The organism is Mucilaginibacter sp., from assembly GCF_041663085.1.
Lineage (GTDB): Bacteria > Bacteroidota > Bacteroidia > Sphingobacteriales > Sphingobacteriaceae > Mucilaginibacter.
On record NZ_JBAZRC010000056.1, the window covers coordinates 1 to 18877 of the forward strand.

19 protein-coding genes are annotated in these 18877 nt (G+C 44.1%); 11 read left to right on the forward strand and 8 right to left on the reverse strand.

Annotated features, from left to right (window positions below):
* The 6 genes from uvrC to WC615_RS12070 form a co-directional block, all read right to left on the reverse strand.
* On the reverse strand, window positions 1-1171 hold a 1171-nt coding region (gene uvrC / locus WC615_RS12045), incomplete at its 3' end, for an excinuclease ABC subunit UvrC (protein WP_372978342.1).
* Between the two features lie 32 nt (window positions 1172-1203).
* Window positions 1204-1587, reverse strand: coding sequence for a four helix bundle protein (locus WC615_RS12050; protein WP_372978343.1), 384 nt, complete (start codon window positions 1585-1587; stop codon window positions 1204-1206).
* A gap of 54 nt (window positions 1588-1641) precedes the next feature.
* Window positions 1642-3897 (reverse strand): penicillin-binding protein 1A, encoded by a 2256-nt coding sequence (locus WC615_RS12055; RefSeq protein ID WP_372978344.1) that lies wholly within the window; start codon window positions 3895-3897, stop codon window positions 1642-1644.
* Window positions 3898-3901: 4 nt separating this feature from the next.
* Window positions 3902-6754, reverse strand: a complete 2853-nt coding sequence (locus tag WC615_RS12060) for a tetratricopeptide repeat protein (protein WP_372978345.1) — start codon at window positions 6752-6754, stop codon at window positions 3902-3904.
* Between the two features lie 22 nt (window positions 6755-6776).
* Window positions 6777-7259, reverse strand: coding sequence for a nucleotidyltransferase (locus WC615_RS12065; protein WP_372978346.1), 483 nt, complete (start codon window positions 7257-7259; stop codon window positions 6777-6779).
* Complete coding sequence (locus tag WC615_RS12070; RefSeq protein WP_372978347.1) at window positions 7256-7441, reverse strand: hypothetical protein; 186 nt, start codon at window positions 7439-7441, stop codon at window positions 7256-7258. Before WC615_RS12070 ends, WC615_RS12065 begins: the two co-directional genes overlap by 4 nt.
* A 91-nt stretch (window positions 7442-7532) precedes the next feature.
* Between WC615_RS12070 and WC615_RS12075 the strand changes: the two genes are divergently transcribed.
* The 8 genes from WC615_RS12075 to atpG all read left to right on the forward strand — a co-directional run bounded on the left by WC615_RS12075 (window position 7533) and on the right by atpG (window position 13413).
* Window positions 7533-7763 carry an AtpZ/AtpI family protein gene (locus tag WC615_RS12075; RefSeq protein ID WP_372978348.1) on the forward strand — a complete coding sequence of 77 codons (231 nt, stop codon included), beginning with the start codon at window positions 7533-7535 and terminating at the stop codon, window positions 7761-7763.
* A gap of 81 nt (window positions 7764-7844) precedes the next feature.
* Window positions 7845-8231 (forward strand): hypothetical protein, encoded by a 387-nt coding sequence (locus WC615_RS12080; RefSeq protein WP_372978349.1) that lies wholly within the window; start codon window positions 7845-7847, stop codon window positions 8229-8231.
* A gap of 32 nt (window positions 8232-8263) precedes the next feature.
* Entirely contained in the window at window positions 8264-9337 is a 1074-nt protein-coding gene (atpB, locus tag WC615_RS12085; protein WP_372978350.1) for a F0F1 ATP synthase subunit A, read from the forward strand.
* A gap of 47 nt (window positions 9338-9384) precedes the next feature.
* Window positions 9385-9594, forward strand: a complete 210-nt coding sequence (atpE, locus tag WC615_RS12090) for an ATP synthase F0 subunit C (protein WP_067062340.1) — start codon at window positions 9385-9387, stop codon at window positions 9592-9594.
* 97 nt (window positions 9595-9691) lie between these two features.
* The gene (gene atpF, locus WC615_RS12095; protein WP_067062312.1) at window positions 9692-10186 is read left to right on the forward strand and encodes a F0F1 ATP synthase subunit B; all 495 of its coding nucleotides are present in this window, start codon (window positions 9692-9694) and stop codon (window positions 10184-10186) included.
* Between the two features lie 78 nt (window positions 10187-10264).
* The gene (gene atpH / locus WC615_RS12100; RefSeq protein WP_372978351.1) at window positions 10265-10813 is read left to right on the forward strand and encodes an ATP synthase F1 subunit delta; all 549 of its coding nucleotides are present in this window, start codon (window positions 10265-10267) and stop codon (window positions 10811-10813) included.
* A gap of 33 nt (window positions 10814-10846) precedes the next feature.
* Window positions 10847-12421, forward strand: a complete 1575-nt coding sequence (gene atpA / locus WC615_RS12105) for a F0F1 ATP synthase subunit alpha (protein WP_372978352.1) — start codon at window positions 10847-10849, stop codon at window positions 12419-12421.
* Window positions 12422-12507: 86 nt separating this feature from the next.
* The gene (gene atpG / locus WC615_RS12110; protein ID WP_372978353.1) at window positions 12508-13413 is read left to right on the forward strand and encodes an ATP synthase F1 subunit gamma; all 906 of its coding nucleotides are present in this window, start codon (window positions 12508-12510) and stop codon (window positions 13411-13413) included.
* Between the two features lie 144 nt (window positions 13414-13557).
* Here atpG and WC615_RS12115 read toward each other — a convergent pair whose 3' ends face one another.
* Window positions 13558-14223: a basic secretory protein-like protein gene (locus tag WC615_RS12115; protein WP_372978354.1), complete on the reverse strand. Its 666-nt coding sequence runs from the start codon at window positions 14221-14223 to the stop codon at window positions 13558-13560.
* Window positions 14224-14287: 64 nt separating this feature from the next.
* The gene (locus WC615_RS12120) at window positions 14288-14731 is read right to left on the reverse strand and encodes an SRPBCC domain-containing protein (RefSeq protein WP_372978355.1); all 444 of its coding nucleotides are present in this window, start codon (window positions 14729-14731) and stop codon (window positions 14288-14290) included.
* A gap of 343 nt (window positions 14732-15074) precedes the next feature.
* Here WC615_RS12120 and WC615_RS12125 point away from each other — a divergent pair, with 343 nt between their 5' ends.
* The 3 genes from WC615_RS12125 to hutU are packed head-to-tail and all read left to right on the forward strand — an operon-like array spanning window position 15075 to window position 18775.
* A complete protein-coding gene (locus WC615_RS12125) occupies window positions 15075-15578 on the forward strand; it encodes a MarR family winged helix-turn-helix transcriptional regulator (RefSeq protein ID WP_372978356.1) in 504 nt (167 codons plus the stop codon).
* Window positions 15565-17124, forward strand: coding sequence for a histidine ammonia-lyase (gene hutH / locus WC615_RS12130; RefSeq protein WP_372978357.1), 1560 nt, complete (start codon window positions 15565-15567; stop codon window positions 17122-17124). The genes WC615_RS12125 and hutH overlap by 14 nt, the downstream gene beginning before the upstream one ends.
* Window positions 17102-18775: a urocanate hydratase gene (hutU, locus tag WC615_RS12135; RefSeq protein WP_372978358.1), complete on the forward strand. Its 1674-nt coding sequence runs from the start codon at window positions 17102-17104 to the stop codon at window positions 18773-18775. The genes hutH and hutU overlap by 23 nt, the downstream gene beginning before the upstream one ends.
* Window positions 18776-18877 lie beyond the last annotated feature (102 nt).

The window sequence follows — 18877 nt, forward strand, 5'->3', positions numbered from 1 at the left end:
GCGGAAGGGTATTCATACGCAGGTCCTTCATCATCAGGCTAAGCAGGCGCTCAGTACGTACCTCTGGGTTTAGCTTTTCATACTGATCTATCTTTTCCTTTTTAAAGAACATCACGTTCTTTTGCGACAGATCAAGCAGTTTACGTTTCTCGCCCAGCTTGGGTACGGTGAATTTTAGTTTAACGTCGTCTACATCTATCTTAAATGGCACAATGATCTCTTTAGAGGTGCTGTTGTACCTGGTCCTGAACTCGGTTATGGCAATGGTTAACAGTTCCTCATCGGTCTCGTCAAGCCGTTTCTTAAGCTCTATAGTTTGTGTTTGGGTGATGGTGCCGTTCATCACTTTCAGGAAGTTTACAAAAGCGTATTTCTCTTCGGATGCGATGCTGAAAACATCCACATCGGTAATAGATGAATTTACAACTGTTGATTTGCTTTGGTAGTTCTCCAGCAGGTCCTGTTTCCTCTTCAGCCGGTGTGCCTGCTCAAAGTTAAGCTCGCTTACAGCTTTGTCAAGGTCGCTCTTCAGGCTGCGTACAACGTTGCCGATCTTTCCGTTCAGTACATCTGTTATCTCGCTGATGTTATGGTCGTAGTCGGCTTCTGACTGGTAATCCTGGCAAGGCCCCTTGCAGTTGCCCAACTGGTATTCCAGGCAAACCTTAAATTTCCCTTTTTCGATGTTTGCCCGGGTCAGGGCAAGGTTACAGGTACGCAGCGGGTAGGTTTCTTTTATGAGCCCTAAAATAGTGTGCATCATGCTTACCGATGCATACGGGCCAAGGTATTTTGAACCGTCTTTAATGATACGGCGTGTCCAGAAAATGCGGGGATAGTTCTCGTTCTTGATAATGATCCACGGGTAGGTCTTATCATCTTTCAGCATTACATTGTAACGCGGCTGATGCTTTTTGATCATGCTGTTCTCCAGCAGCCAAGCATCCACCTCGGTATCAACAATGGTAAAAGTGATATTGCGGATCTTGGATACCAGCACCCTTGTTTTGGCATTTATCTGGGTATCCTTATTGAAATAAGAGCCTACACGGTTACGCAGGTCTTTAGCCTTACCAATATAGATCAGCACTTTCTCGCTGTCCCAGTACTGGTATACACCCGGTTTGTGCGGTATATTTTTTAAAGCTTCCCTGTAATCGAATTTCTCCATACTCTGGTTCACTGGTTCATTTGTTCATTAGTTCATTGGTCTGCTTTGAGACCGGATGACTTACCAATAAACTTTAAATAACTATTCAACTTAATGTGAATGGTTTGAAGATTTTCAATAAGTGTGTTGAATTGCTCTTCGCTAATAAGGTTTCTCGTTCTTGCTTTTTTCAGCCAACCTTTCGTTTCTAAAATAGATCCTCGGCTAAAATAACAGAAGTTTCGGTTCTCTTTATAATGATACCTGCCGTACCCCTCGGCTATATTAGCGCCGATAGAATCAGCTGATCTTACTATTTGCTTTCCAACTGTATCTTTTGCGAAATAATCCCACTCGCTTACTAAAAACCAAATTTCGTTGCTAAAGGTTTCGGCTAACTGGTACAATTCTAAATCTTCAAGATTATAATAACTCATAATATATTGAACTATCCAACCAATGAACTAATGAACCAGTGAACGAATGAACAATTAGAAATCTAACTTCTTATCCACATCGCTTGTCCCCGTTTGCTGCTGGCTGTAGGCCCCGCAATCAAGCGTGATAGATACCCCCGATTTTGGCGGTACAAAGTCTACATTTTTTTTGATGCCGAGCGCAGGGTTGGCATAAATGCGTTTCATATAACCTGCAAATATAGGTAGGGCGGTGTTTGCACCTTCACCCAGGCGGGTTGTACGGAAGTGGATATCGCGGTCTTCACAGCCTGTCCAGATGCCGGTAACCAGTTGCGGGGTAATGCCCATAAACCAACCGTCCGAGTTATCGTTTGTTGTACCTGTTTTACCACCAATTGGGTTGGTTAAACCATACTTGCCGCGTAACCTGTAGCCGGTACCTTCCTGTATAACACCTTTTAACATATAGGTCATTACGTAGGCGGTTTGGGGGTTCATAGCCTGTACAATTCGTGGGCTGTTATTATATAAAACGTTCCCGTTTTTATCTTCTATACGCAGCAGATAGGTGGGTTCTGTCCACACGCCTTCATTTACAAATGCCGAATAAGCACCTGTCATATCAAATACCGACGCATCAAAACTACCCAGGCAAATGGAAGGGTAAGGAGGCACGTTACTTGTTATCCCCATTTTTTTGATCAGTTCGGCAACAGGTTCGGGCTTAACCTCATTCATAACATAAGCTGTAACCCAGTTTTGCGAATTGGCCAAAGCCGTACGCAGGGTAATTACACCGGGTATTGTACCCGTTTGCGACGAGCGCGGCGTCCAATCGGCACCGTAGCCTTTTATGGTGATGGGCTCGTTAGCTACCTGCATACACGGCGAAATGCCATTTTCAATAGCCACGGCATAAGTAAACGGTTTAGCGGTTGAGCCAACCTGCCGCGTACCCATTTTTACCTGGTCGTATTTAAAATGCTCAAAGTTGGTGCCGCCTACCCAGGCCTTAATATAGCCGGTTGTTGGGTCCATACTCATCAACGCGTTGCGCAGCATCATTTTGCAGTATACTATCGAATCGATAGGCTTCATCAGCGTATCAATATCACCACGCCAGGTAAACAGGTTCATCTTTACCGGGGTGTTAAAATCTTCGGTAATTTCTTCTTCCGATTTTCCCTGCGCTTTTAAGGCGATATACCTGTCTGAGCGGTGCTTGCCTTTTTCCAGTAAGTTTTTAAAGGTTGGGATGCTCTTCCAAAGGCTGATACCTTTCCAGTGCGCGTTAAACTGAGCCTGCAGGGTACGCATATATTCTTTCTGCGCTTCCTCGGCGTATTGCTGCATGGTGGCATCAATGGTAGTGTATATTTTAAGTCCGTCGCGGTCAAGGTCATAAGGGGTAGTGCCATCCGGCTTCATGATAGATTTATCAACCAGTATTTTTTGCACCTCTTTTTTCAATACGGCCCTAAAATAAGTTGCAATACCTTCATTATGATCAATGGGCCTAAAAGTTAAGCCAAGCGGTTTTGCTTTATATTCTTCGGCCTGCCCATCACTTAATAGGCCCTCTTCGTTCATGCGGCGTAATACAAAATTGCGTCGGTTTTTGGCATTATCGGGGTGGTTAATAGGCGAGTAAATGCCGGGCCCGTTTATCATCCCTATTAAAAGTGCAGCCTGGTCTGGCGTAAGCTTATCGGGTGTGGTATAAAAATACGTACGGGCTGCCGAGCTGATGCCATAAGTGTTATAAGCACCAAAATCAACAGTGTTTAAGTACAGGGTCAGGATCTCTTCTTTGGTGTAGTTGCGCTCAATTTTAACGGCGGTTATCCATTCCTGTAGTTTCTGGATGATACGTTTAAATGGGTTGTGGGCCCGCTCTGAGAAAAGGTTTAGCGCCAGTTGCTGTGTAATAGTACTGCCGCCCTGTTTTTTACCTACCAGGTTGTACAATACAATACTGAACGTACGCTGAAAATCTATCCCGGAGTGCTGGTAAAAGCGGGTATCCTCGGTAGAGATGAGCGCGTTAATTACGTTTGGCGAGATCTGTTTGTAAGTTACGTTTGAGCGGTTTTTTATATAATATTTACCGATGATCTGCTTGTCGGACGATATGATCTCTGATGCCTGGTCGCTTTTAGGGTTCTCCAGTTCACGGAAAGATGGAAGCGGGCCAAACACCTGGAAAGCTATCAGCAATATCATGATCACAAAAAAGGCAAAGCCGGCTATAAACAACCGCCATATATACCAGTTGTAACGTCTTATATCCTGCGTGCTAATACTATTCTTATTCTTTTTGTTGATCATTCCTTTAGTAGTGTTTTTGATAATAATCTATGTAATTATCTAATGTTTTTTGGTCGGCTAATTTATCCAGATTTTCTTGTGTTATAATAAAAAAGCTGTATTTATCCTTTGGTACCTTCATAATATCGGGCATAAGCGGGATAATAGCACGGGCATAATCCTTAACATTGGTAAGGTTTGCAAAACGGCCAACGTATATCAGTTGGTTATCGGTACCCACTGCTTTTAGCTGGTGTTTAATGGTATTGCCTTCAAAATTTACCCTGTTGAACTGCCCGATACCAAAACGCGAAGAGGCCAAATTAGTTGTACCGGTACTCACATTTACCACAAAGTAATAGTTGGTACTATCGCGCATGTTAAAAATTGACGGGGCTTCTTTAACAGGCTGTGCTGCCGGTTGGGTTGGCGGTACAATTACCTGTGCCGGTTGTGTGGCAGCAGGTGGCGGTGTAATTGCAGTTATTGCCGAAGCTTTTTCTTCTTTTACAGGCGGGGCAACAGGCTTTGGCTCCGGTTTGCGCACATCCTCAACAGGCTCATATTTTTCGGCCTTTACCCGGTATTCTGTTTTCTGCTGATAAACGATTGGGATGGTAAACTGCGGGTCGTTCAATTCACGGTCTGATATTACTATCGGGCGTGCAGCCAGTTCTGCCTGGTTGGCGGTAATATAGGCCAGGTGTTGGTTTACTAATGGCGTTATCAGCTTATCGGCAGGGTATTTGGCTACTATCTGTTGCAGGTCATTATTAAACGGTGCTAACGGTTCCTGGTGGCCTGCGGCAAAAGCGCGCAGGTAATAGATTTGCGCGGCAAGCCTGTTGTTTGGGTATTGCGCCATTAACGCATCGGCGGCGGCTATTACCTGCGGGTATTGTTTGGCGGCATACAGGTCATAAACTTTATTATATAAGGTGCTGAAACCGCTATCCTCATCACTTATGTGTTTGGCGTAATCAGGGTCGAGGATGATTTTGGCGAATGGTGTTTGCGGATAATTTTTAACCAACAGTTGTTTATACTTATCAGACGATGGCGGTACATTTGTTTCGGTGTATAAACGGTACAGGTTATAGTAAATGGCTGGTGTGTTATCACTATCGGGGAAGCGGCTCAGCAATAGTTCATAAGCGGCAATGGCTTCCTTCTTATCGTCCAGTACGTCACGGTAAAAGTTGGCAATATCCAAATAGGCATCAAACATGCGTTTGTTTGATTGTGCCATTAACACAGGCGTAAGCGGCAGGTTTTGTATTAAACTTTGCCTGTAATTACCCGCGGTTGCTTTGTTTTGGGCAGCATTATTTACTACATCATTTGCCGGTGCATCAGGGTCGCCAATTTGCTGTATAGCTGCCGAATTGTTTTGGGTGATATCGCTGCTTGCACGATTGGCCCGGCGCCAGTTATCCTCTAAACGGCGGTTTCCCCACACGCGTTTAAAATTGCTAAAGCCCTGGCTTATGGCATTGCTGCTGGCAAAATAAAAGTTATCGCCATTTGGTGTGCTTTCTTGAGGGGGCTGGTTTATATTAACCATACCCTTGTTTTGTGCAACACTTACCGGCGAGGGCTGCGATTTAAGTATCTGCGCATCCACCATTTTATCAATACGTGCAAGGCGGGTTGGCTCATCAAGTTTGGCCAGCATTTGTAAAGTATCCTCGCGTGATATGATTTGCAGCCTGTCGGCCAATATTTGCAGGTTATCGCTTTTCTTTTTAATGATGGCGTAATTAGGGTATTTGGGCGACAGGTTAACCAGCGCGCTATCATAATATTTACCGGCACCGCTATAGTCGGCTTTATGTTTAAATAAAACATCGGCCATGCGCAGGTAGGAGAGGCCTTTCTGGCTTTGGTTTTTAGTACTGCTGTTAACCGAGAGGCGATAGCTTTTCAAAGCGTTATCAATTTCGCCATCGTTGTATTGCAGTTGTGCTATCTGAAAGTATATCTGATCAGTAAAATCTTTGTTGTTGGAGTTCTTAAGTAACGACCGCAAGCGTGTTAGCCTGCTTACTTTTACACCGCTCTGGCTATCCTCAATACGTATGCGGTTTAGGTTGGCGTTAAAGGCCATATCAAACTCCACGTTGCTTTTGCTAACGCGGGTATAGTTTGCTATTGCGTCGGCCGGTTGGTGGTTAAGTTCCTGCAATTGTGCCAGGATGAACGTCCATCTTAGTTTCTGGTCACTTGAATGGGCGTATTCTACGGCCAGCTTTGCCATTGCTTCGGCATCAATGTATTCCTGTACGTTTATATCATACTGCAGTTTGGTGGCGTAAACATCGGCTGTTATTTTTTTCTTTGGGTTGATGTTTTGTAAGGCGCTGTCTAAAGTGGCCTTAGCATCAGCAGGCTGATTGATGTATAACAGCGACCGTGCCTTGTAAACCAGGGCTTCCTGTTTCAGGTCGGCATTGGCACCAAATGACCGGATAACATAGTTGGCATATTCAACCGCATCAAAATAATTCCCGTCCAGGTAGTTGGCCTTACTAAGCAGCAGGTAGGCATCGCCCAGGTAATGGCTTTGCTCTTTTACACTGATGATAGTGTTGGCCTTTGCTTTAACTTCATCAAGTTCTTTATCGGGTACATCGCTTTTGGCAACGGTATCGCGGTAAACGCTTAAAAGCTCGGTGTAATTATCTACATAAGCTTCTTCGTATGCGGCCTGTTTTGTGCGCAGCAGTTCGTTAGCATTAAACAGGATGTTATATTTAGCGGTAAGGTTTTGCAGGTTGCGGTTAAGGGCGCTCTTTTTTTCGAGCGAGCACCCCGCAATAACCATCACTATTGCAAGCAAAAACAACTTTGGTACAGAAATGGTATAAGTATGCCTCAATGGAATATTATTTTGTGATAGGTTATTTTTTTTTGTCACTCTTCGTTTTTGAAGAACCGGCTAACTTATAAAGATTTTCAAGGTCTGCAATGTCTTGTTTTCTTGCTGTTCCGGCTTTGTTTTTAATAAGATCCCCTAAGCCAATATAGCTAATTGTTAAATCATCAACATCAATGAACAACCTATTATTATAAGCTTCCTCAAAAGCAACTCCTGAAATGCTATTCAATATATCTATCCTTAATGGAGGGTATCCGAGTTGAGTTACATAGTGTTCCCTTAAAAAGTCTTCTTTTTTTAAACCAACAGAGCCAAAACCAAAGTCATTGATCACTAATAACATCTTATTCGCGTTTTCGTCAGTTGGATTTATCCATATATCCAGATCGCCGGTATGGCGAGGTTTGCCATGAAATGCAAGTGCATGCGCTCCTACAATCATATAAGCAACTTTATGTTTGTTTAACAGTTCAATAAATTCCTGGAAATCTTTTTCAAGTATCATAACGGGTGCTTACTAACAACCTTTTCAATTTTAGCAGGGAAGGATTTATTAAGCCATTTATAGTAATTATATCTAAGGCGGGTTACCTCCCTTAGCCGTTCAATAACAGGCTGTTTTAACCAATGCTGGATGTAAAGTATTTCTTCTTCGTCCTGTTTAATAAAATTCACCACCTTTTCCATTACACGGTATGCTAATAGTTGATATTACTAAGGTTTATAATGCCTTGCTAAAATACTAAACATTATGCAATAGGTTTAATAAATTTGCAGGATGGCAGAAAATGAACAACCCGATAGTAATAAGGAAAGTAAGGCAATAAGTGCTTATGCTAAATATACCGGTATGGCTTTCCAGATGATCGCGATTATTGGCATCTTTGCATTCGCCGGTTATAAAATTGATGAAGCTACGCATCACGATACCAAATGGGTTACAGCAGCGCTTTCATTAGCCGGTGTATTTATATCATTGTTTATTGTTATCCGATCTGTAAAAAAATGAAACCATCATGAGTTACCGCTCAAAAACCAACATAAATAAACTCATGATAGCTTCATTGCCTTTAAAAAACAGATTACTTTAATGAAAATACAACCTGCCCTTATCTCGTTTGCCATTTTTGTAGCGGTTTTGGCCATACTGCCGGTATGCCTTGCTTTTACCGGGAACGCTAATTTATTGATGCCGCATTTTTGGGGCATGTTCGCCTATATTACCGGCCTTACATTTTTAGTAGTTATTGCAATATTATTTACTCAAAAAATAAACCCCGAAAACTATGCCCAGGTTTTTTTGGCCGGAACAACTTTTAAAATATTGGCCTGCCTGGCATTTATGGTGATTTTTTTGCTCAAAAATAAGGTAGAAAAGGGCGTTTTTGCAGGCAATTTCTTTTACTTATATTTCTTAAATACGGCCTTTGAAGTTTACGTTTTGTTGCGTAACTTGCGCAACCAAAATTTAAAGTAAAAAACTTTATTTAGATGTATAAAAGCTCAATTTTGAAAACAAAAATTTTTACACTTTTACGAATTTGTGCCGTTTTTTTAACGCTAACCGCATTTTCGATCCCTGCTTTTTCTCAAGATGAGCATGCCGAAGGCGCTGAAAAAAAGTTTGAACCGAGCGAAGTGATTTTAGAGCACATTGCCGATTCGCATTCACTGCATATTATTGGTCATACCCATTTGCCTTTGCCGGTTATTATTTATACCGATAAGGGTTTAGAGATGTTCTCATCGGCCAAATTTGCTCATGAAGCAGGTGAGCACGAAGCGGAAGCTGCTGGTGTATATAAAGGCAACTATAATTATAAGCTGGTTAACGATAAAGTTAAAATAGTTAACGAAGCCGGCGAAGTTGATGAGGCAGCCTCAGGTAAGCTTTATGATTTCTCTATTACCCGTAACGTGGTAAGTATGTGGATGTCTATCATTGTGCTTTTAATTGTATTCCTGAGTGTATCATCAGCCTATAAGAAACGCCAGGGTAAAGCGCCAAAAGGCTTACAATCTTTTATGGAGCCTATCATTCTTTTTGTAAGGGATGATATTGCCCGTCCAAACATCGGTTACAAATACCAGCGCTTTATGCCGTTGTTATTAACCGTGTTCTTTTTTATCTGGATAAATAACCTGATAGGCCTGGTGCCTTTCTTCCCGGGTGGTTCAAACTTAACGGGTAATATAGCGGTTACGCTGGTGCTTTCGGTTATCACCTTATTAGTGGTTAACCTTAACGGTAACAAACATTACTGGCAACACGTTTTTGTGCCGGGTGATGTGCCTGTTTGGATCTGGCCTTTATGGTGGGTTATCGAGCTGGTAGGTATCATATCAAAGCCTTTCGCATTGATGATACGTTTGTTTGCCAACATTACGGCAGGGCACATTATAGTGCTTAGCTTAATATCATTGATATTTGTGTTCAAGTCTTTTGCTATTGCACCGGTATCAGTTGCTTTTGTGGTGTTTATGGATGTATTGGAATTGCTGGTAGCGGCATTGCAGGCATTTATCTTTACGCTGTTAACCGCTTTATTTATCGGTACAGCTATTGAAGAGCATCACCATTAATATTTGTAAATAATTATATACTATATATTCACTTTAAATTTAAAACAATGATTGGAAGTATCGCTGCACTTGGTGCAGGTTTAGCAGTAATTGGTGCCGGTATCGGTATCGGTCAAATTGGTGGTAAAGCCTGTGAAGGTATTGCCCGTCAGCCAGAAGCTGCTTCAAAAATCCAAACTGCAATGATCATCGCTGCTGCCCTTGTTGAGGGTGTTGCTTTGTTCGCTGTGGTTGTATCATTCCTGGGCTTGAAATAATATTTCTCCCCGAGGATAAAACCTTAACCGTTCCCGTTGCGATTGGCCGCGGGCACGGTTATTAAATTGATTTTTTAAAATATATTATCATATAATAATGAATCCATTAGTTACCCCCGATATTGGTTTAGTATTCTGGACAACGGTATCATTTGCAGTGCTGTTTTTCTTACTTGCCAAATTTGCCTGGAAACCTATTATGGGTGCCCTTGACGATCGTGAGCGTTTTATTGAAGATGCGCTTTCAAAAGCAGAGGCTGCTAAAGAAGAGATGTCTCGTTTAACAAATGAGAACGAAGTTTTAATAAAACAAGCACGTTTAGAGCGTGACGCCATTTTGCAGGAAGCTAAAAAGGTTAAAGACCAGATCATAGCTGAAGCAAAAGAAGCTGCACACAAAGAAGGTGCCCGCCAGATTGAGCTTGCCCGTATAGACATACACAACCAAAAAGCAATTGCTATGGCTGATGTTAAAAACCAGGTTGCAGCTTTATCATTAGAGATTGCTGAGAAAGTATTGCGCAAGCAATTTGAAGACCAGGGCAAACAGGATGCATTAGTTGCCGACCTGCTTAAAGAAGTTAAGTTGTAATAAGAGAGTAGTGAACAGAGAATAGAGAGTAGTTAAACCACTTACCGTTCACAATTCACCGCTCACAATAACTAAAATATGTCAGAAATAACAGTAGCATTAAGATACGCGAAAGCACTAATTGACCTTGCCGAGGAGCAAAAAGCCCTTGAAGCGGTTAAGACAGATATGGAGCTTTTTCTGAATACTGTAAAAGGTAGCTCAGAGCTTGAGGCTGTTTTAGGCAACCCTATTATATCGCATAGCAAAAAGATACACATTATTGCCGATATTTTTGGTAACAAAGTAAGCAAGGTAACCCTGGCATTTTTAAACATTATGGTTAATAAAGGCCGTGGAGAAGTGTTATACACTACCGCGCATGAGTTTATTGGCTTGTATGATCTTAAGAACCATATTACCAATGCTAAAGTGGTAACAGCATCACCGCTATCTGCCGAGAACAAGAAGAAAATGCTTGACGATGTGCAGAAAGCAATTGGCGGTACTGTTAAGCTTACTGATAAAGTTGACCCATCACTAATTGGTGGTTTTGTACTTACTGTAGGTGACAGACAGGTTGATACCAGCATTGCCCACAGCTTAAAACGAATGAAAAAGGATTTTGCACAAGTTGCAATCAAATAGTATTAAATTAAAACTCTAAAATAAATTCAAAAAATGGTAGAGGTAAGACCAGACGAAGTATCAGCAATTTTGCGTCAGCAATTGGCCGGCTTTAAGTCAGAATCTGAATTAGAAGAAGTGGGTACCGTACTCCAGGTGGGTGACGGTATTGCACGTGTTTACGGATTAACTAAAGTACAATCAGGTGAGCTGGTTGAATTTGATAACGGGTTACAGGGTATCGTACTGAACCTTGAAGAAGATAACGTGGGTGTGGTATTGTTGGGTAGGTCTGACGACATCAAGGAAGGTGACAATGTAAAACGTACCAACCGTATCGCATCTATCAACGTAGGCGAAGGCATGCTTGGCCGTGTTGTAGATACTTTAGGTAACCCAATTGACGGTAAAGGCCCGATACTTGGCGAAACTTACGAAATGCCTTTAGAGCGTAAAGCTCCGGGTGTTATCTATCGCCAGCCGGTAACCGAGCCATTACAAACAGGTATCAAAGCTATCGACGCGATGATCCCGATTGGCCGTGGCCAGCGTGAGTTGGTTATTGGTGACCGCCAAACCGGTAAAACTGCCGTTTGTATCGATACCATTATCAACCAAAAAGAATTTTACGATGCCGGTAACCCGGTATATTGTATATATGTAGCTTGTGGCCAAAAAGCCTCTACCGTTGCAAATATTGTACGTACGCTTGAAGAGAACGGTGCTATGCCTTACTCAATAGTTGTTTCGGCAAGTGCTGCGGATTCTGCTACCATGCAATTCTTCTCTCCGTTTGCAGGTGCTGCAATCGGCGAATACTTCCGCGATACTGGTCGCCCTGCATTGATCGTTTATGATGATCTTTCTAAACAGGCGGTTGCTTACCGTGAGGTATCATTATTATTACGCCGCCCACCGGGCCGTGAGGCTTACCCGGGTGACGTGTTTTACCTGCACAGCCGTTTATTAGAGCGTGCCGCTAAAGTTAACAGCAATGATAACATCGCGCAGCAAATGAACGACTTGCCGGAGTCTATCAAACACATCGTTAAAGGTGGTGGTTCATTAACCGCATTGCCTATTATCGAAACCCAGGCAGGTGACGTATCAGCATATATCCCAACCAACGTGATCTCGATCACTGACGGTCAGATCTTCCTGGAGTCGAACTTGTTCTTAGCCGGTATCCGCCCCGCAATTAACGTAGGTATCTCGGTATCACGTGTGGGTGGTAACGCGCAGATCAAATCTATGAAGAAAGTTGCCGGTACACTTAAACTTGACCAGGCTCAATATCGTGAACTTGAGGCATTCTCTAAATTCGGTTCGGATTTAGATGCATCAACCAAAAACGTAATTGACAAAGGTGCACGTAACGTAGAGATCCTTAAACAAGGCCAGTACTCGCCGGTAACGGTTGAAAAACAGGTAGCTATTATTTACCTGGGTACTAAAAACCTGATGCGTAACGTACCGGTTAACAAGATACGTGAGTTTGAAACAGAATACACCAACCAGTTAGAGCAACGCCACCCAGAAGTGCTGGCAGCCCTTAAAGCAGGTAAATTTGATGACCAGTTAACAGGCGTACTGGAAACAGTAGCTAAAGAACTGGCAGGTAAATATTAATTAAGTTCAAAGTCGGAAGTCTTTAGTTCTAAGTCAGACATATTGACTTAAGACTAAAGGCTCCAGACTTAAGACTCAAATAAAGAATGGCTAATTTAAAAGAAGTAAGAAACAGGATAGCATCCGTAAGCTCAACACAGCAGATCACCAAAGCCATGAAAATGGTTTCGGCAGCAAAGCTGAAAAGGGCAACCAATGCTATTGTACAATTACGCCCGTACGCTAATAAGTTGAAAGACCTGTTGGCTAACCTATCGGCAAGTTTAGAGGACGGTGCTTCACCATATCTTCAGCAGCGCCAGCCGGTACGTGTATTGGTTGTGGTTGTATCATCAAACCGTGGTTTGGCGGGTGCTTTTAATACTAACGTTATTAAAACTGCCAATAACCTTATTGCCGAAAAATACAGCGAGCAGTTAAGAGCGGGCAATGTATCTATTGTTGCTATCGGTAAAAAAAGCCAGGAGTTTTTTCAGCGCCGTAAGTTTAACGTAATTGGTAATAATAACGACTTATACCTTGATCTGAACTTTATTAACGCTTCAAAAATTACTGAATCGATAATGCAGGGCTTTATCAATGGCGATTACGACCGTGTTGAACTGGTGTATAACCATTTCCGTAACGCGGCTGTACAATTCCAGGTGGCTGAGCAATTGTTGCCTGTACCACTGCCAGAAGCTAAACCAGCCGAAATAGTAAAAACTAAAGATGCTGTTATTGAAAACCAGGTTAACTACATCTTAGAGCCTTCACAGGAAGAGATTGTAGAGCAACTGATCCCTAAAAATATTAAGATACAGTTATACCGTGCCGTTTTAGATTCGAACGCATCTGAACATGGCGCACGTATGACCGCGATGGATAAAGCAACCGAAAACGCAGGTGACCTTTTGAAAGCCCTAAAACTTTCATACAACCAGGCACGCCAGGCAGCCATCACTACCGAGCTTACCGAGATTGTAAGTGGTGCGGCAGCCTTAGGTGGTTGATAATTACTATTAACTACATAACAAGAAAGGCTTTCCATTTGGAAAGCCTTTCTTGTTTGTATTCATTTTAAGCCAGTCATTGCGAGTGATAGTTTCTATCGAAGATTGCCACGTCGCTACGCTCCTCGCAATGACGGGGTTTTATTATATCGCCGGGTTATCAGAATAATCCTTCCACAACTCATCCACAGTTTTACCTGTAAGCTTTTTCCATGTGTCGGCTGTGTAGGTATGATCGCGCATTTGGCTGTCGAGTTTTTTAACCGTGCCCTTTTTAACCTTTGTTTCTACCCATACTAAGAAGCGTGCGGTAATGCGGTAAGCGTTATCATAGTTTTGGGTTGGTTTATAATCGGGCAGTTTCCAGTTGGCAGCGGGGTTAGCTACGCCGTGTTCGTTACGTACGTAATCGGCAATGCCTTCGGTTAACCAGCCTGGCCCGTCAAAACTGCCGTAATCTTGTGCAATGTGCATTACCTCGTGGGTAACCACATCAATATCATTTGGGTGCTTGGTCATGTAAGCAACGCTGAAAACAACGCGGCCATTATCTGTAGCGGCAACACCATGGTAAGCTGTATCGATGAAAAAGTTTACCGTCTTCAGGCTTTTTTTGTTGTACTCCTTAACAATTTTAGGGTACACGGTAAAAAACGTGCTGATGAGCTTCTGTTTAATACCCTCATCAAAATGCTCGTCATTGCCAGACACGATCAGCGTGTAACCTTCCCTTTTTATGGTATCTATTCCCGCGGCAAAGCCGGTGCCGCATATCAGGCTTGTAAGTAATAGTAATGCTATTTTTTTCATAGGGCAAAAATAGCCTAAAAGCACAATTACAAGCTATTTCACCGTAAAAAGCCTGATACAATACTTATTCTTCGGCAATCGACTTTAATGCATCCAGCGCGTCGGGCCAGGCTGCCATTAAGTAATCCATTATGTCTTTATCCATGTTAATGCCAATCAGGTCAACCACCAGAAGGGTTTTATCACCATCGGGTGTAAGTGTGTAATTTTCAAAAGCACCTGCAATTTTTTTGGCACTCTCGCTGGTATAATCCTCAACACCATTAACAAGTTCGCCCAGCATTTTAAACGACATGTGTTCGTAAGGGATATTCCGTGCAATGACAGATATCATACCCCGGTCTTTACCATCGGCAAATAAAACCTTGCTGCCTTCCTGCCAGTCGGTAGTTACGGTAGACCCTTCGCAAAACGGGGCTGTCCATACCGGATAAGTGGTTTCACCCCAAAGTGTTTCCCAAACCTTTTTGCGTGGTGCGTTAACAGTGATCTTAAATTGTTCTTTCATGATTGTAAGTTTTAATAACACAAAGATGGGCAGCCAGATTTATACGCGGCGGGGGTAATAGCGACAAGTTGCGAGGCAAATCAGGACAAATGCTATTAAGTAGTTCGTGTGGCGTTTATTTTACTCACCCCGACTACGCTCCGCTGGTCGACCCTCTTTGCGAAGCAGAGAGGGTGAGGAAATAATAAAACTGTAAATCAAAACCCTCTTTCCGCGCAGCGAAGAGAGGGTGGTCGGGCGAAGCAATGACCGGGTGAGTAAAATTACCGCAAGTTTCAACCTGATTATCAATTATTAATAAAAAACACTTGCATTTATATAAGCACTTATATAAATTGCATTCATGAATTTGTACCAAAGTTTAGGATACTTGGTTTTCGGCAGCAGGCTTAGGCGCATGAGCGAAACCTTCCTGGCCGAAATAAACCGCATTTACCAGAATGAGGGCATTGAGTTTGATGCCAGCTGGTTCCCGGTGTTTTACCTGTTGTCAAAAAACGATTCGCTTTCCATTAAAGAGCTGAGCGAACAAACCGAAGTGTCGCACCCGGCGGCAAGCCAGTTGATAACTAACTTAAAGAACCGTAACCTGGTAGAAACCACCGTTTGTGCCGATGATGGCCGCAGGCAGCTGGTGAAATTTACCGATAAAGGCCGCGACTTGTTAACACAAATATTACCCATTTGGGATGCCATAAGCGCAAGCATGACTGAACTTGCTGAAAGCGACGAGGCGATAAAAGAGATCCTGCCCGCTATATCCGCCATGGAAAATACCTTCCGTAACTACAATCTTGCCGGTAAGGTGAGCGATAAATTAAAGCCGATACGCCATGAAAAAGTTTAATTACGGTACCGAGCACCTTACTATTGGCATTTGCCTGGACATAGCAACCGGCAAGGTGCAGGGCGTTATTGATGAAGACGCTGCCGCACGCATCCATGCTTCATGGAAAGAGGTTGAGAAAATAGTGCATGCGCACCTGCCCGTTTACGGTATCAATACAGGTTTTGGTCCGCTTTGCGATACCCGCATCTCTGAAGAGGATACCAGCCTGCTGCAAAGCAATATCTTAAAAAGCCATAGCGTAGGTGTGGGTAAACCCATCCCGCAGGAAATTGCCAAGCTGATGCTGATCACCAAGGTGCAGGCGTTGGCGCAGGGTTACTCAGGTATTGCACCTGCAACTTTAGATCGCATCATCTGGCATATTGATAATAATGTTATCCCTGTTGTGCCCGAGAAAGGCTCGGTTGGTGCATCGGGCGATCTGGCGCCGCTTTCTCACCTGTTTTTGCCGTTAATTGGCTTGGGATATGTAAATGTGGGTGATGAAAAGCATCCCGCAGACGACATCCTGAGAAAACATAACTTACAGCCATTGGTATTAGGCCCAAAAGAAGGGCTTGCCTTAATTAACGGCACCCAGTTTATATTGGCCTTCGCCATAAAAGCGGTTGAGCGTTTAAATAATTTACTGAATACTGCCGACCTGATCGGCGCGATGTCATTAGAAGGGCTTATGGGGGCTGCTCGTCCCTTTGATGCAAGGTTGCATGCCATTCGCCCATATAAAGGGACAAAGCTTGTAGCGAAGCGTTTAGCCACCTTACTGCACGGTTCGGCTATTGGTAATGCGCATGTGGATTGCGACAGGGTGCAGGATCCATACTCGCTGCGTTGTATGCCACAGGTGCACGGCGCATCGCGGAACGCCTGGCTGCATTTAAAAGAACTGACCGAGATTGAATTAAACTCGGTTACCGATAACCCGGTAATTTTTAATGCCGATGATACCATAAGCGGAGGTAACTTTCACGGGCAGCCATTGGCTTTGCCTTTAGATTACGCCACCGTTGCCGCAGCCGAGCTGGGCAATATTGCCGACCGCCGTTGCTACCTGATGAGCGAAGGCCGTTATGGTTTGCCAAAATTACTCACAGAACACGCGGGCCTAAACTCGGGTTTAATGATACCGCAATACACCACAGCCGCGTTGGTTACCGAAAATAAAACCTTCTGTTTCCCGGCAAGTGCCGATAGTGTGCCAACCTCGCTTGGCCAGGAAGACCACGTTTCCATGGGATCCATCAGCGGGCGCAAGCTGCATATGGTGCTGGATAATTTGGAATACATCCAGGCCATTGAGTTGCTTTATGCCTCGCAGGCTATGGAGTTTCGCAGGCCGTTAGAAAGCACACCTGTGATTGAAAGCCTGCACCAACTGGTAAGGCAGCATGTGCCCTTTATAAAAGAGGACAGGATCTTCGCAGACGATATCAACTCCCTGCATCAATTGATAATAAATGGTGAATTTCAGTCGGTAGCGGCTGAAACCGCTCAAAAACATAACATCAATATAAACGACGATGACGAATTCGGAATTTATTAATACCTACGCCAAGCACCCGGTGTACTACGCCCCGGTTGGCAACCAACTGCATGCCAAAAGCTGGCAAACGGAGGCGCCTTTACGCATGTTGCTGAACAACCTTAACGGGCAGGTTGCCGAAAATCCCGACGAATTGGTGGTATACGGCGGCATTGGCCAGGCAGCCCGTAACCCGGAATCGTTAAGGAAGATCATTGAGCTTTTGCTGGAGCTCGACGACGACCATTCGTTATTGGTACAATCGGGCAAACCGGTGGGTATTATTCGCAGTCACCCGCAGGCGCCTAGGGTTTTAATTGCCAACAGTAACCTGGTACCTGCATGGGCCACCTGGGAACATTTTAATAAACTACGTGCCGATGGACTGATGATGTACGGGCAAATGACTGCCGGAAGCTGGATCTATATAGGCACCCAAGGCATTTTGCAAGGCACATATGAAACCTTTGTGGAGGCAGGCCGCCAGCATTTTAATAATGATTTGACGGGCAAACTGATCGTAAGCGCCGGCATAGGCGGTATGGGGGGGGCGCAGCCACTGGCTGCAACCATGGCGGGCGCTGTGTTTTTAGGTGCCGATGTGGATGTTACCCGCATCCAAAAACGAATTGACAGTAAATACATCGACAGGTTAACCCATTCATATGAGGAAGCGATTAGCTGGGTGCAGGATGCTATGGCTAAAGGCGAAACTTTATCGGTAGGCTTGGTTAGCGATGCCGGTGATATGCTTGAACGGTTGATAGCTGACGGCATTGTTCCCGATATGGTGACCGACCAAACATCGGCACACGACCCCTTGAATGGATATATCCCTAACGGATTAACTTTAAAAGAAGCATCAGATCTGCGCAAAGCGGATGCTGAAGAATATAAACGCTTGTCGTTAGCAAGCATGGCGCGCCATGTGGGCTTTATGCTGGAATTGCAAAAACGCGGCTCGGTTACGTTTGATTACGGTAACAACCTGCGCGAATTTGCTAAACAAGGCGGAGAGCAAAATGCTTACGATTTCCCTGGCTTTACCCCGGCGTTTATCCGTCCGTTGTTTTGCGAGGGTAAAGGCCCGTTCAGGTGGGTAGCGCTATCCGGCGACCCTGAAGATATTTACACAACCGACCGTGCACTAATGGAAGCCTTCCCCGAAAATAAGCCATTGATCAACTGGCTGGAGAAAGCACAAAAGCAGATCGCTTTCCAGGGCCTGCCTGCGCGTATTTGCTGGCTGGGTATGGGTGAACGTGAAAAGGCCGGGTTGATTTTTAACGAACTGGTAGCAAGCGGCAAAGTAAAAGCGCCTATAGTTATCGGCCGTGACCATCTGGATTGCGGTTCGGTAGCATCACCAAACCGCGAGACGGAATCGATGAAAGATGGCTCGGACGCGGTGTCAGACTGGCCATTGCTCAACCTGATGGCTAATACATCGGGAGGTGCAACATGGGTATCCTTTCACCACGGCGGTGGGGTAGGCATGGGTTACTCGCAACATGCCGGTATGGTAGTAGTTGCCGATGGAACCGAACGCGCCGCAACCTGCCTGAAACGTGTACTGCATAACGACCCTGCGATGGGGATCTTCCGCCATGCGGATGCCGGGTATGATAAGGCACAGGATTGGGCCGATAGGTTTGGGTTGAAAGTGTGGTAGGGTAGTTCACTGGTTCAATAGTTCATTTGTTTATTGGGCTTTGAACAAGTATAACTAAACCGTCATTGCGAGGTACGAAGCAATCTCACGATAGACAGGCGA